Origin of the sequence: Solidesulfovibrio alcoholivorans DSM 5433 (assembly GCF_000702665.1) — a bacterium.
Taxonomy (GTDB): Bacteria; Desulfobacterota; Desulfovibrionia; order Desulfovibrionales; family Desulfovibrionaceae; genus Solidesulfovibrio; species Solidesulfovibrio alcoholivorans.
The window spans coordinates 456,089-469,410 of record NZ_JNJA01000002.1 but is presented as its reverse complement, the minus strand read 5'-3'; the positions used below and the strand labels follow the sequence as shown (position 1 = coordinate 469,410).

Annotated in this window: 13 protein-coding genes; 3 read left to right on the top strand and 10 right to left on the bottom strand. The window is 64.8% G+C overall.

Annotated features, from left to right (window positions below; all coding sequences use genetic code 11):
- Window positions 1–219: 219 nt before the first annotated feature.
- Together Q368_RS26595 and Q368_RS0105320 are read right to left on the bottom strand one after the other, a co-directional pair.
- The gene (locus tag Q368_RS26595; protein ID WP_169740591.1) at window positions 220–384 is read right to left on the bottom strand and encodes a hypothetical protein; all 165 of its coding nucleotides are present in this window, start codon (window positions 382–384) and stop codon (window positions 220–222) included.
- 69 nt (window positions 385–453) lie between these two features.
- A complete protein-coding gene (locus Q368_RS0105320) occupies window positions 454–1,131 on the bottom strand; it encodes a LexA family transcriptional regulator (protein WP_029457909.1) in 678 nt (225 codons plus the stop codon).
- 172 nt (window positions 1,132–1,303) lie between these two features.
- Between Q368_RS0105320 and Q368_RS0105315 the strand changes: the two genes are divergently transcribed.
- Window positions 1,304–1,483 (top strand): flagellar biosynthesis anti-sigma factor FlgM, encoded by a 180-nt coding sequence (locus tag Q368_RS0105315; protein ID WP_029457908.1) that lies wholly within the window; start codon window positions 1,304–1,306, stop codon window positions 1,481–1,483.
- A 15-nt stretch (window positions 1,484–1,498) separates the two neighbouring features.
- Here the strand turns inward: Q368_RS0105315 and Q368_RS0105310 are convergent, their stop codons facing one another.
- The gene (locus Q368_RS0105310; protein ID WP_043785059.1) at window positions 1,499–2,365 is read right to left on the bottom strand and encodes a pseudouridine synthase family protein; all 867 of its coding nucleotides are present in this window, start codon (window positions 2,363–2,365) and stop codon (window positions 1,499–1,501) included.
- A 166-nt stretch (window positions 2,366–2,531) separates the two neighbouring features.
- Window positions 2,532–5,693, bottom strand: a complete 3,162-nt coding sequence (locus Q368_RS0105305; RefSeq protein WP_043785057.1) for a tetratricopeptide repeat protein — start codon at window positions 5,691–5,693, stop codon at window positions 2,532–2,534.
- Window positions 5,694–5,811: 118 nt separating this feature from the next.
- Between Q368_RS0105305 and Q368_RS0105300 the strand changes: the two genes are divergently transcribed.
- Entirely contained in the window at window positions 5,812–6,108 is a 297-nt protein-coding gene (locus tag Q368_RS0105300; protein WP_029457905.1) for a hypothetical protein, read from the top strand.
- Between the two features lie 176 nt (window positions 6,109–6,284).
- Here Q368_RS0105300 and Q368_RS0105295 read toward each other — a convergent pair whose 3' ends face one another.
- The 3 genes from Q368_RS0105295 to Q368_RS0105290 form a co-directional block, all read right to left on the bottom strand.
- Window positions 6,285–6,689, bottom strand: coding sequence for a hypothetical protein (locus Q368_RS0105295; RefSeq protein ID WP_029457903.1), 405 nt, complete (start codon window positions 6,687–6,689; stop codon window positions 6,285–6,287).
- Between the two features lie 56 nt (window positions 6,690–6,745).
- Window positions 6,746–7,075, bottom strand: a complete 330-nt coding sequence (locus tag Q368_RS25525) for a hypothetical protein (RefSeq protein WP_156955637.1) — start codon at window positions 7,073–7,075, stop codon at window positions 6,746–6,748.
- A 504-nt stretch (window positions 7,076–7,579) separates the two neighbouring features.
- Window positions 7,580–8,647 carry a phosphotransacetylase family protein gene (locus Q368_RS0105290; RefSeq protein ID WP_029457901.1) on the bottom strand — a complete coding sequence of 356 codons (1,068 nt, stop codon included), beginning with the start codon at window positions 8,645–8,647 and terminating at the stop codon, window positions 7,580–7,582.
- A 230-nt stretch (window positions 8,648–8,877) separates the two neighbouring features.
- On the opposite strand from Q368_RS0105290, the gene rnc reads away from it, so the two are divergent.
- Window positions 8,878–9,594 carry a ribonuclease III gene (rnc, locus tag Q368_RS0105285; protein WP_029457899.1) on the top strand — a complete coding sequence of 239 codons (717 nt, stop codon included), beginning with the start codon at window positions 8,878–8,880 and terminating at the stop codon, window positions 9,592–9,594.
- A 154-nt stretch (window positions 9,595–9,748) separates the two neighbouring features.
- Here rnc and Q368_RS0105280 read toward each other — a convergent pair whose 3' ends face one another.
- From Q368_RS0105280 to Q368_RS0105270, 3 genes are all read right to left on the bottom strand, one after another.
- On the bottom strand, window positions 9,749–10,642 hold the full coding sequence (locus Q368_RS0105280; RefSeq protein ID WP_029457897.1) for a flagellin N-terminal helical domain-containing protein: 894 nt from the start codon (window positions 10,640–10,642) through the stop codon (window positions 9,749–9,751).
- 275 nt (window positions 10,643–10,917) lie between these two features.
- Window positions 10,918–12,576: a flagellar hook protein FlgE gene (locus Q368_RS0105275; protein ID WP_029457895.1), complete on the bottom strand. Its 1,659-nt coding sequence runs from the start codon at window positions 12,574–12,576 to the stop codon at window positions 10,918–10,920.
- A gap of 34 nt (window positions 12,577–12,610) precedes the next feature.
- Window positions 12,611–13,309 (bottom strand): flagellar hook assembly protein FlgD, encoded by a 699-nt coding sequence (locus Q368_RS0105270; RefSeq protein ID WP_029457894.1) that lies wholly within the window; start codon window positions 13,307–13,309, stop codon window positions 12,611–12,613.
- Between the last annotated feature and the right edge of the window lie 13 nt (window positions 13,310–13,322).

Below are 13,322 nucleotides of genomic sequence, written 5' to 3'. Positions count from 1 at the left end.
CGATCCTTAGGATACTGCCAATCGTTTCCGGAGGAAAGGAAAAAGCGGAATTGGCGGACAACAACGCCCGCGACGCCGGGGAACGGGGACGGCGTCGCGGGCGGGCGGCAATGACGGCCGACAGGGAGGGGTTCGCCGCGGCCGCAAGGGGGGGCTGGCCACGAGGAAACGAAACGGCCCATCGCCAAAGAGCGCACGCGCGGACATGCCGGCGGCCCGTCAGGACAACCGGTCGATGTCCAGGGACTCTCCGCAGTTGGGGCAACGCGACAGCCGCGCCCGAAAAAGGAGCCGGGGCCGGAAAAACAGCGCCCGCCAGGTCGGGCCGGTCGGACGGAACTCCACCAGGATGGACATGCCGCAGCGGCAGTAGCGTCGTTGCATGATGCGCCTCCTCGTTGCGCGGCCTGCGCAACATAAGTTTATTCTTATCAACACAACGGACAAAAAAAATTACACTTCCCGCCCGATCCACAACACCCGGCCGATGACGCGCAAGACATCGAGGGCGTCGCCGGAAAGCACGATGGGGGCATAGTCCCGGTTGTCGCTTAAAAGGACCAGTTCGCCGGGCCGCTTTTCCACGCGCTTGACGAGCACCGTATCCTCCACGCCCACGGCGTAGATACCATGGGCGACGATGGCGGTTTGCGCCTGGTCGATGAGCACCATGTCGCCGTGGCGTATCTCCGGCTCCATGCTGTTGCCGACCACATCCATGAGCACCATGTTCGCCGGGTTGCCCTTGCGCCGCAGCCACTCGCGGCGAAAGGGGTACAGGGCCTCCACCTCGCCTTCGGTTTCGAAGGAGCCGCCGCCGGCGGACAGGCGCGCCCGCACCTTAGGCACGGACGCGAACGCCCCGTTCTCCGCGGAGTTCTCACCGCCCCGGCGCGCGGCCTGGCCGAATTCCAGCCAGTCGGCATCGACGCGGGCCTTGCGGGAAACGGCGAGCACCCAGGCCTTGGGCACGGCGTCCTTGCGCTTGGCCTGGGTCACGGCCGAGCGATGCACGCCGAGCAGGGCCGCAAGTTCGGCCTGGGAGCCGATGCCCGTCGCCTTGGCCGCACGGGCGAAAAACCCTTCAAAGCCCCCGCCGGCATGACCCTGACCATCATGTTGTCCGCTCATGTTTATTCTTATAAACAATCCCGCCCCGCTTTGCAAGCCCTTTTCGCACGAACGGGATTTTTCCCCTTGCCGCTAAAGAACGCTGCGAAGCCGGCCGATAAGCCCACCGACAAACCAAGTCGTCCCTGGCATCAATGGATCGGCCGGGGCGGCGCAGACAAGGATGTCCGCCATGACCGTACCCGATACGTCCACCCACCCCCCCGGCTCGCCGGTTCGCCAGGAATCCCCCGAAGAGCGCGCCCACCGCATCGCCGAACTCAAGCGACGCGTCGATTCGGGAACCTACCTCATCCAACGCTACGAGATCATCGAAGGCCTTCTCGACGCCCTCTCCGCCGACGCCCAATAGCCGGCCGTCCCGCGACTATTCCGCGCTTTTCGCATTCGCACCCGCTGCCGCCGCGGCTTCGGCCACGGTCCAGGGTGGCGCGTCCGTCACGTCGAGCACCGGGCAGGCAAGCCCCGCGCAGTGCAGGAAAAGCCCCCCTTCCTCGCCGCGCCCGTACAGCGGATCGCCCACGAGCGGATGTCCGGCCGCAGCCAAATGCGCCCGAATCTGATGGCGCGCGCCCTTGGCGATGCGGCAGGCGACGAGGCTGAGGCTCCCTTCCCGCGAGAGGGGTGAAACAAACGTATGACGCAGCGTATCGGGCTGCGTGCGAAAGCGCACCCGCGTCTTGGCGCGATCGGCCGTATCCAGCTTGAAATCCACGACAAAGGGCGCCGCGACGACACCGTGGACCACGCAGTGGTAGGTTTTCTCCACCGCGCCCGCGTCTTCGAGCGCCCGGTAGCGCGCCGCCGCCGTTTCGCCGAAGGCCACGGACACGATGCCGCTCGTGAGTCTGTCCAGGCGCGAGAGAAGCAGCGCCGGGCTTTCGGGGAAAAGCTCCGGCAACAGCGCCTCCAGGCTCTCGCCGCCGCCGTGGGCGATGGCCGCGCTGTGGAGCCCCGCCGGTTTGGACACGGCGGCATAGGCTGCGCCGCGAAAAAGCAGCGGCACGTGCGGGGCGGCAAAGTGCGCCTCCGGCCTGTCCACGGGCACGGCGGCAAGAATTTCCCCTGCCCGCACCCGGTAGGCCGCGCCGCGCGTGCGGCCGTCCACAAGCACGCCCCCGGCCTCGATCAGCCGCCGCCGGCCCCGCAGGCCGATCCCGGGCCAGAGCAAAACCGTGGCCCTGTCCAGCCGCTCGCCGGCCTGGGCCGCATCCACCGCGACCTGCGCCGTCATATCCGGTATTTCGTCCATGGCGCGAGCATAACCGACCGCCCCGCGAAAGCAACGCCGTCCCCCGCGCCCCTATCGAGGAGGGTCCGGGAGGGGATCATCCCCTCCCGGCCGCCGGAGGCATCTTCCCTCCCCCTCTTTCCCCTACTCCTCTTCCCCACTCCCCCGACTACTTGCCACGATCGGCGGTGCGCAGGCGCTTGGCGGTGAGCTCGTAGTTGTCCTTGAAGAGGTTCTCCTGGGGATTGCAGCGCAGCGCCTGCTCGAAGAGTGGCAATGATTCGGCCGTGCGGCCGAGCTTGTGCAGGGAAAGCCCCATGTTGTTGTAGGCGGCGCAGAAATCCGGGCAGCCGGCCACGACCTGCTTGTAGACCTCGATGGCCCCGGGCAGGTCGCCGCTGCCGCGCTTGGCCTCGGCCGCGTCGAAGGCGGCGGCGCAGGAGGCGCGCGCGCCCGCGACGCCGCCGGCCTGGGCCAGGCGCTTGCGGGTCAGGGCCACGTTGTCGCGGTAGAGCTTTTCCCCGGGCGCGCATTTGACCGCCTCGTCGAACCAGGGCAGGGATTCGGCGGCGTAGCCCAGGGAGAAAAGCGACGCGCCCACGTTGTTGTAGGCCTGGCAGGTGTCCGGGCAGAGTTTGAGCAGGTCCTGGTAGTCGCGGATGGCCCCGGCGTGGTCGCCGCCGGCGCGGCGCGCAACCGCCTGCCGGCCGATGGCCTCGCAGCGCGCCTTGCGCTCGGCCGTGGCGGTCGCATCGGGCCTGGCGTCTCGTCCGGCCAATTCGCGCCGGGCGGCATCGCGGCCGGCGAGCCCGGCCTCGATGCGCCGCTCCGCATCCCTGGCCCGTGCGGCCAGAGCCCCGGGCAGCGGTCCCTTTTCCCGCAGGGCGCGGTAGGCCGCATCCGCGCCGGAAACGTCCTTTTTGCGCAGCAGCGCCTCCACGGCGTCGAGCCCAGCCAACACCGCGGCCTCGGCCTGCTTGCGGGCACCGACGACCTTCTCGCGCCAGCCGGCCACTGCCGCGTGTCCCGGACGCACGGCCTCGGCCTCGGCCACGGCGTCGAGCGCCAGGTCGAAACGCTTGGCCCCGAGATAGTCCCTGGCCCGCGCCAGGGCCTCGGTCACGGCGTCACGGGCGCGCGTCAGCTTGTCGCGTCTGGCGGTCAGGGCCGGGTTTCCGGGCGTCAGCGCCAGCATGTCGTTGACGGCCAGGATCGCGCCGTCCAGGTCGCCGGCGGCGGTGCGTTTGTCGGCTTCGGCCGCCAGGGCCGCCAGCCGCCTGTCGCGGTCGAGACGGTGCGCCAGGGCGCTTTGCAGGGAGGCCAGCCGGGCATGGCGCGGGCTGATCGTCGCGGCCTCGGCCAGGGCGCTTCGCGCCTCGTCGGGCTTGCCCGCGGCAATGGCCGCCTCGGCCTTGTCCTCGGCGTGCACGAGCCGCTCGCGCGCCTGGGCGATCTCGCCGCGCGCCCGGGACGCGCCGGAATGTTCGGGATCGAGCGCCAGTGCCTCGGTCAGGGTGGCCAGGGAGGCATCGGCCTCGCCGGCGTTCCACTGGTCCCTGGCCCGGGCCAGGCGTTCGTCCATGCGCCAGGCCTTGTCCTTGCGCGCGGCAATGGCCGTTTCGAGTTCGCGTGTCGCCGCGAAACGCGGGTTCACGGCGCGGGCCTCGTCGAGGGCCAGGGCGGCGCTGTCGAAACGCTTGGCCGCAAGGTAGGCGGAGGATTGCTTGAGCGCGGCAAGCAGCCGCTCGCGGTCGGCCACCAGCCGCTCCCGCGCGGCCCGGGCCGCGGCGTGGCCGGGATCGAGGCGCAAGGCCTCGCCCGTTTTGGCGATGGCTTCGTCCACCGCGCCGGCATCCCAGCGCTCGCGGGAGAGGGCCAGCAGCTTGTCCACCTTGTCCAGCACATCGCGCCGCGCGGCCGCCTCCCGGCGCAGGCCCTCGATTGCCCCGGCCCTGGCGTTGACCTTGGCCGCCTCGCCGAGCATGGCCGCGACCTCGGAAAAATCGTCCGCTGCCAGCGCCGCGCCGGCCTTGGCCAGGCAGGAATCCAGCCGCGTCTTGTCCCGGTCGATGCGCTCCAGCGCGGCCAGGGCCGGAATGTTTTTCGGATTGCCCCGGGCCGCCTTGGCGGCGAGCGTAAGTGCCCGGTCCGGGTCGCCCTCGGCCCAGGCCTGCCCGGCCGCGGCCACGAGCCTGTCCGTCTCCCGGGCCTTGGCCACTGCGGTGTCCAGTGCCTCCCGGGACACGGTCACCTCGAAGCCGCCCTCGCCCTTGCCGAGGAGCAATCCCCGGGAATCGCGCACTTCCAGGGTCGCCTTGCACGCGCCGAGGCTCTCCCGCGAGACCGCGATCTCACGGCCGTCCTCGCCGCCCCGCACGCGCGCTCCCGGACACAGGCTCCAGCCGTAGGAAAGAGGCGCATGGCGCGGCGGCGGCGACACGGCGGCGCGCAGCCGCACATTTTGCCCCACGGCCACGCCGTCGGCCGGCACCGGGCCCTCGCCCTCTCGCCAGACCGTGGCCGGCGCCTCGAGCAGCCCCTTGTTCTCCACGGTAACCGCGTAGGGCCTGGCCGCGACCTTCATGGCAGCCGCGCCGAGGTCGGCCTCCCTGCCGGATTCCGGTCGGGCCGTGGCCGTCACGCGCACGGGCACGTTCCCGGCCGCGGTGGGGTAGAATGTCAGGGCGCGTTCGTCCACGCGCACGAGCCGGGCCGTGTCCGGCAGCGGGTCCCAGCGGAATTCCACGCCGTCGTGGACCGGAAAATCGCGGATCGAGACCGTGACCTCCTCGCCCACGAGCGGTGAGGCCGGCTGCACGGACAAGGCGAAGGCGGGTTTGCCGACGTCGAGGTCCACGGGTTCGGACACGGCGGCCAAACCCTTGGACGGGCCGGCGCGCGGCACCACCTCGACCCAGACGCGCTGATGGCCCGGCTGCAAAAAGACGGCCGTGTTGGTAAAAGGCCCTTCCCGTTCCAGGAACCGGGCTCCGTCGTCGCCCTTCCAGCGGCACACGTAGCCGTCCGGCCCCAGTTCGCGGTTGCCGTCGAAAATATGCGCCTCGAAGGAGGCCGCGCCGCCCACGCGCACCGCGCCCCCGGCCGGGGCGCTCTGGCGCAGTTCCACCCGGAACCCCGAAGTCTCGCCGTCGCGGACTGCGGGGCCGTCGTCCCGGCGGGGCGCGGCGTCCGGAGCGCGCACGGCCGCCTGGGCCGGATCGGCGCTCCAGCCGGGCGCGGCCGGCGCGGCCAGCCACAGCGCCAGGGCCAGGGGAAGAACAAGGAGCAGGGGCAACGCCCCGCTTCCCGAAGTTGTTATGGTATGCCGCATCACGGTGTCGCTTCCTTGCGTTTGCAAGCATGAAGCAGCAATCGTGCCAGGAAAAAAACGCCGCCCCCTCTAAGGGAAGCGCCGCGGCGGCCGAAAGGAACCGGGCAAGGAGAACGTCATGAAAAACGCCATCGCCCGCATCCAGGAAACCCCCGGCCACGTGCTCGACATCCGCCAGCCCGAACACGCCGCCAAGCTGAGCGAGGCCTTCGCCCGGGAGCGCCTGACCGTGCAGGCCGCGCTGGCGGAACTTGCCGCCATGCGCTACGGCGACGCCGCCGCGCGCGAGGCCACGGCGTTTGCCACCATGTCCCCCATGCCCGGCCACACCCTCATGGCCCGCGCCCCCCGCGAAGTCCTGCGCCTGCGCGCCGCGTTGTTTCTCGTCTCGTGCCACGAGCACAGGCTCAATTAGGCACGTGGAAGAAATGGCGGGGAGGATGCGGCCGAGATGCCGGCTTGTACATGTCCTTCACGGCACAGGGCATCACCCACAACGAGGCTCGAATGCAAATTCGTTCTTTTTCTGCAAAAGAGAAGACGCGGCATTGCAACACGTTGCAATACCGCGTCTTCATTAAAAAATATTGACTACTCGCCCTTCGCGGCCTTTATCAATCTGCCGATATCGTCGTCAGACAGGTCAATTTCGAGGGCAAACGCTCGCGCGTCCTTCGCAACGGAAAGGATGATGTAAATAATTTCCTTTATGCTGACGCATATTTTCCCGACATGCTTGATCTCAAAACAAATCTTCACGTCGGTATAAGAGTCAGGCCGCGTCAGATCGATGCTGTCCCCTTTGACATCGCCAGTAACATCATACAGGACTATACCAGAGCAAATCACATGCCGGCATCTTATCTTGAAGAGAAAATTGGCCACAGTCCCCGAGGCTTCGAATTTCTCACACCAAGCGTTTCCTTCATTGCCTGCCGCGAGTCCCTTCAGGTAATTGACGACTTCCTGAGCCACCAAAGAATTGCAACCACTCATAGCATCCTCCACGGCAAAACTGTTCTTTTACAATGGACAGACACCTTAGCCGCAAATCAGTGCGCCGTTTTGACTTCAATATCGGCAATCAGCTTGTCTTCATAATATATACTTACAACTTTACAGGTCGTTTCCGCAGACTCCAGATCCTCCTCATAGCGACACGGCACCCATCGATCGCTTGGAGCATCGTTTTCTGCCGAAGGGCCCAAAGGCTTTAACGCCAAATCAAGAATACGAATCGTATCATTTATCCCCTGTGGAACTCTTTTTGACAGCACGGGCCGTACTCCGATGAGCTTTAGCATCATCTCACCTGTCACATATAGAGTACGATTGCTCATTGGCATTACATCAATCCATGCGCTCCAATTTCTTGTTTCCATACCCCCCCCTTCTGCGAATACATCTTCCTCTTACAGCAGACCATATGTTCCATGAATGTTTGCTTTGACGGCACTACGCCCCAAAGAACCTCCTTATGCACTGCGACCGGTTTCTCATGTTCCCTCTCCACCATATGCTTCGGTCGGGATAGCCGCGCCCAAACGACCCAGGCAATCGCGGCCCCGGCGCACGCAGACGTCGAACCTCTCCCAGGCAAACGCCCCGGGGGACCTCTTTCGAGGCGTTACCGCCATGTGAAGGTGCATCGCAGGCGGCACCGAATGAAAATACCCTTTAAATACATTGGATAAGTCCTAGTTAAGAACTACAATATACGATCCTACGAAATTATCAATATGCTTATATAAATTTATACAAACATTTCCCAGGCAGCTCTGCTCGCGAAATCGCGTGCCGCCGGTCAAGAAAACCACCCCCAATAAAAAAGCCGCGCCCCTCGTACCGGGCGCGGCTTTCAAAAGCCAAAAAGAAGAAGCGGGACGTCAGCGGCCGAGGCCGAGCTGCTCCATGAGCACGCCGAAATCGAGGTTGGCGTTGATCAGCTGCGCGCCCTGGCGGATCTTGATCTCGTCGCGCAGCTTATGGCGCATTAAAAGCGTCTCCATCTTCTTGGCCACGGTATAGGTGTCCTCGCGCACCACGATGATGGGAATCTCCAGCACCTCGGATCGGGTGAGGATGATGTCGTTGGGATAGAGGTTGCCCGTGAGCACCAGACACGGGCTGTCGCCCTCGAGCGCCACGAGATGCACGTCGGAGCGGTCGCCGCCGACGATGATGGCGGAATTTTTCTGCCGCCTAAAGTGCGTCATGAAGTTTTCCACCTGCATGGTGCCGATGAGGAAACTCTCCACGATGCGGTCGGCCTTGTGGTGGGCGGAAATCACCTTGCCGCCCAGGCGGTCGGCCAGGTCGGACACCTTGATGGCGGCCATGAGCGGGTCCTTGGGGATGATGCCGAGCACCCGGATGCCCCGGTCGCGCAGGAAGGGGGCGATGAGCGTGTGCGTTTCGTCCAGGAAGTTCTGCGCCACGTCGTTTAAGATGACCCCGGCCAGGTGGTCGCCGAGCTGCTCGCGCAACACGAGCAGGTAGTCGTAGTTGAGCTCCTTGGAATAGCGGTCGATGACCACGGCCTTGAGCCCGAGCTCGCGCACCACGCGCACGCCGTCGGCGTTGCAGTATTTGCCGGTGTGCATACCGCCCGAGCCTCCGACCAGGGTGACGTCCTTGCCGGCCGCCACTTTCTCGTAGGCGTCGCGGATCATGCCCATCACGTCGCCGGTCTGGTTGCGGAAGGCCTTGACCTGGAAATCATGGGAAGCGATGATCGGGGTCAGGGTTTCCGGCGCCTCGTCCGTGCGCAGAATGCGCTGGACGTGGTAGGCGTCGTCGTCCCACAACCGGCCGTCGATCTCCCGGGGCATGGCCCCCACGGGCTTCAAGTAGCCCACGCGGTAGCCTTCCTTCTGGAAACGCAGCCCAAGGCCCATGACCACCATGTTTTTACCGGAATATCCGGCTGTTGCGCCAATATATAATCCAGCCATGGTGCCTTCCTCCTGTGGCTGCTCGGGAAACGCCTTGCGCCGCCTTCGGCGGCCTCGGCATAAAATGCCCGCACCGGCCGGGATAATCAAGCCAATTGCCGGCGCACAGGGGAAAAACCCGCCGCCCGGTCGCGGCGCCCTTGCCATCACGCCCCGAAAGGACGAAAACCGGCCGCGCTGTCCGGCAACCGATCCGTCCCCCCGACGGCAAAGCGTTTGGAGCACGCCCCATGTCCGATGATACCGCCACCCTCTCCCGGTCCCTGGGCCACGCCTTCGCCAGTCCGGAGCTCCTGGCCACGGCGCTGACGCACAGTTCGTTTGCCAACGAACGCGGCGACATCGCCAACCATAACGAACGCCTGGAATTTTTAGGCGACGCGGTGCTCGAGTTGTGCGTGTCCGAGGAAATTTTCGCCCGCTATCCCGAATCCCCGGAGGGCGAGCTGACCCTGTTGCGCTCCCAGCTCGTCAACGAGGGCAGTCTGGCCGCCATGGCCAAGGCCCTGCGCCTGGAAGAGCACATCCGGCTGGGCAAGGGGGAGGAAAACCAGGGAGGCAGGGCGCGGCCGGCCCTGCTCAGCGACGTGTTCGAAGCCGTGATCGGCGCGCTGTTCCTGGACGGGGGGTATGCGGCGGCAAGACGCTTCGTGGCCGAAACATTCCGCGATGTCTGGCCGGACAGGCCCCTTGCGCCCAAAAGCAAGGATTTCAAGAGCCGGTTGCAGGAGCACACCCAGAAGACCCACAAGGCCCGGCCGGTGTATGCGCTGCTCGGCAGCGACGGCCCCGAGCACGACAAGCGCTTTCACGTGCGCCTGACGCTGCCGGACGGCCGGGAGCTCACGGCAGTGGACAAGAGCGTGAAGAAAGCGGAACAGCTGGCGGCCCGCATGGCCCTGGAGAGCCTCGCGGACGTTGCCCCCGCCGCCGACGACGCTTCCTGAAGACGTATCCGGTGCGGCCCGCGCCATTTCGCGTCGCGACGGGCCCTGTCAAAAAATTGTCCGCGTGCGGCGCGACCCTTTCGGACCAGGGAGGGACCGGCATCGCGGTCCCCGCCTCCCTGGTCCTTTTTCATAACCCACCGATGCCTTACGTCTAGCCGCTGATGAGCTGCATGGCCATCTTCGGCAGCGAGTTGGCCTGGGACAGCATGGCCACGGCCGACTGGGTGAGGATCTGCTGGCGCACGAATTCGGTCATTTCGTTGGCCACGTCCACGTCGGAAATCTGCGATTCGGCGGATTGCAGGTTCTCGGCCTGGATCTGCAGGTTGGAGATGGTGTTCTCCAGGCGGTTCTGCAGGGCGCCCAGGTTGGCGCGGATCTTGTCCTTGGACACGATGGCCTGGGTGATGGCGTCCAGGGCTTCCTGGGCCTGCTGCTGCGTGGAGATGCTGCGGCCGGCCTTGCCTGCGGCCGCGCCCATGCCCACGCCCAGGGCCGACGCCGTGGAGTTGCCGATCTGGACGTAGTAGTAGTCCTCGGCGCTGGAGTTGCCCGTGCCGAAGTGGACCTTGAGCTTGCCCGACGGCGTCATGGTGTCGCCGGTGTGGGTGGAGCTCGAAAGGTTGCCGTTGAGGAGATAGATGCCGTTGAAGTCCGTGGCCATGGCGATTCGGGTGATTTCCGAAGCCATCGCCTGGTATTCCGAGTCGATGATGAGGCGCTGGTCCGAGGTGTAGGTGCCGGTGGCGGCCTGTTCGGCCAGTTCCTTCATGCGGATGAGCTTTTCATCCACGACCTGGAGCGCGCCGTCCGCCGTCTGGATCATGGAAATGGCGTCGTTGGCGTTGCGCACGCCCTGGTTGAGCGTGGAGATGTCCGACCGCATGAGTTCGCGAATGGCCAGACCCGCCGCATCGTCGGCAGCGGTGGTGATGCGCAGGCCCGAAGAAAGACGTCTGGTCGACGTCGCCAGAGCGCCGTACGAATTCGACAAATTTCTTGAGGCGTTCATCGCCATCATGTTGTGATTGATGACCAGGGACATAAAAACCTCCTTGTTGCAACCAGACGTTCCTTGTTGGTTTTGCCCTTACCAAGCACAAGCCGTACCAAATCAATATTATTTTTAAATATCAGCATATTAGGATCGTGTACGGCATCCCTTAGGCAAAATCTACCGCGCCCAACGCCAAACTCCCCGCGTTCTCGCCCGCGGACGGCGACGCCGTGCCGGACACGCCTGCAAGCTTTTCCGCAGCCGCAAACAGAAAGGCCGCCTCCCTTACGGGGGCGGCCTTGGCGCATCGGGGGAATGCGGCGCTAGCGCTTGAGCTGGATGACCTCGGAGAGCATGGAGTCCACGGTGGTGATCGTCTTGCTGTTGGCTTCGAAACCGCGCTGGGTCACGATCATGTTCACCATCTCCGTGGCCATGTCCACGTTGGACGATTCCAGGGTGTTGCCGGAGATCGAGCCCACGGAGCCGGTGTTAGCCCGGTTGGTGGTGCCCTGCCCCGAATCGAGGGTGGCCTTGTAGAGGTTGTTGCCCTCGCGGCTGAGGCCCTGGAGGTTGGTGAAATTGGACAGAGCCAGCACCCACAGCTGGAGCGTCTGTCCGTTGGAGAAACTGCCGGTAAGCACGCCGTCGGCATCCACGGAGACGCTGGTGAGCAGACCCGCCGTGTAGCCGTTTTGCGAGCTGAACACGGTGGAGGAGGACGTCGCGTAGTTGGTGGTGACGTTGCTGTTGATCTTGAGCGTCGCCGGATCGAAGTAGGCCAGGGTGCTGGGGTCGTTTTGCGTAACGCCGGACAGGTTGCCGGTGCCCGTGGGGTCGGTGAAGCCACTCATGTTGCGCATGCCCAGGTTGAAAGTAATCGGGGTGGCATTGCTCTGGTCGGTGAAGCTGGCGTTGGAGACGCCCTTGAAGTTCGCCGTGAGCGTGGGATAGCCGTTGGAGGTCTGGGCAACGCCCCAGTCGGTCGCATTGAAGGTCGTGGAGTTGGTGTACGTGCTGGTCAGCGTATAAGAGCTCATGTTGGTCATGGACCCCGAGGAATCGAAGGTCATGGTACCGACCATGAGCAGGCCCGCTTCCTTGGAGTTCGGATAGAGGGCATCGCCGTTGGCGTCCACCCGCCCGTCCTCGGAGGGATCGCAGGTCACGGCGTACTCCCAGTACTCGCTGCCGTTGTCCCGCATGACCTTGTCGTAATACGTGGTCAGGACATGGGGCGAGCCGTTGGCGTCGTACACCTTGAGCGTGGTCTGGTAGGTGTAGTTGTCCGAGGACATGGCCGGGCTTGTCGTGCCGTCCCAGCTCTCGCTCATGGCGTAGAAATAATCGTTTTGCGCGGGATCGCGGGTGGCGGCGCCCTTAGAGTCGGAATCCAGGTTGGTGATGACCGTGACGTTGGTGGTGGCCTTGGCCGGACTGGAGTAGGAATCCAGCACGATGTCCTGGATTTCTCCCGCGACCGGCGTCTGGCTGAGCGTCGTGCCCGAGGCCGTGGCGGAATCGATCTTGTCCTGGTCCACCTTCCAGCCCTGCACGGCAAAGCCCGTGGGCGTAGTGAGATAGCCGCTCTTGTCGAAGCTGAAGTCGCCGGCCCTGGTATAATAGGTCGTAGTGTTGCCGGTGTTGAGCATCTTGCCGTTGGACCCGACCTGACTCTTCTGCTTGACCATGAAGAAGCCGTTGCCGCTGATGGCCATGTCCAGGTTTTCGCTGGTCGTTTCCAAGCCACCCTGGGAAAAATCGTTGACGATGGCGCCCACGCGCACGCCACGCCCGACCTGACCCACACCGGCGGCGGTGCCGATGGAGGCGCTCATGAGGTCCATGAAGTCCGCGCGCGCGCCCTTGAAGCCGATCGTGTTGGTATTGGACAAATTGTTGCCGATGGTGGTCATCCGCGTCGAGTTCGCCTGCAGGCCGGAAACACCCGACCACATCGCTGTTCCAAGTCCGACTCCCATAGTATTCCCCCTTTGCGTCTATGCCCGGCGCAGCTCAGGAACCCGTATCGCTTGAGCTCGACGTTTCATTGATGACATTGGTGATGTCCGAGAAGGCCACATACCTGTTGTTGCCGATATCGAGGTAGTACGTACCCTTTTCCTGCTTGATGCCCGTCACCGTACCGGTCATGGTCGAGGTAGTCTTCAAGATGTTGCCGTCGGCGTCGGTGGCGGTCATCGCCACCTGGTACTGGCCGTCTTCCATGACGTTGCCGTCGTAGTCCTTGCCGTCCCAGGTGAATTCGACTTCGCCGGCCTTGGTGGCCCCGAGGTCCACGGTGCGCACGGTCTGTCCCGCGCTGTCCAGGACGTTGACCAGGCAGGTTTCCGAGTCGCTCGGCAGCGTGAAGGTCACGGGGGTGGCCTTGCCCTTGGTGAGGCCCACGGCCGTACCCGTGGCTTCGATCTCCTTGCCGATGAAGTTGACCGCGCCCATGAGCTGCTGCGTCTCGCCGACGGAGGCGAGGTTCTCAATGCCGGTGTTGATTTCGGTGAGCTGCTCAAGGCTCGAGAACTGGGCGAGTTCAGCCACAAATTCCTTGTCGTCCATGGGGCTGAGCGGATCCTGGTACTGCAGCTGGGTGACGAGCAGTTGCAGGAAGGCGTCCTGCCCCAGGGAATTGGCGCTCGACTTGGACGCGGACGAGCTCGATGCGCTGCTGGTGCCAAGAAGGCTGCTGACGTAACTCATGACGTTCTCCCCA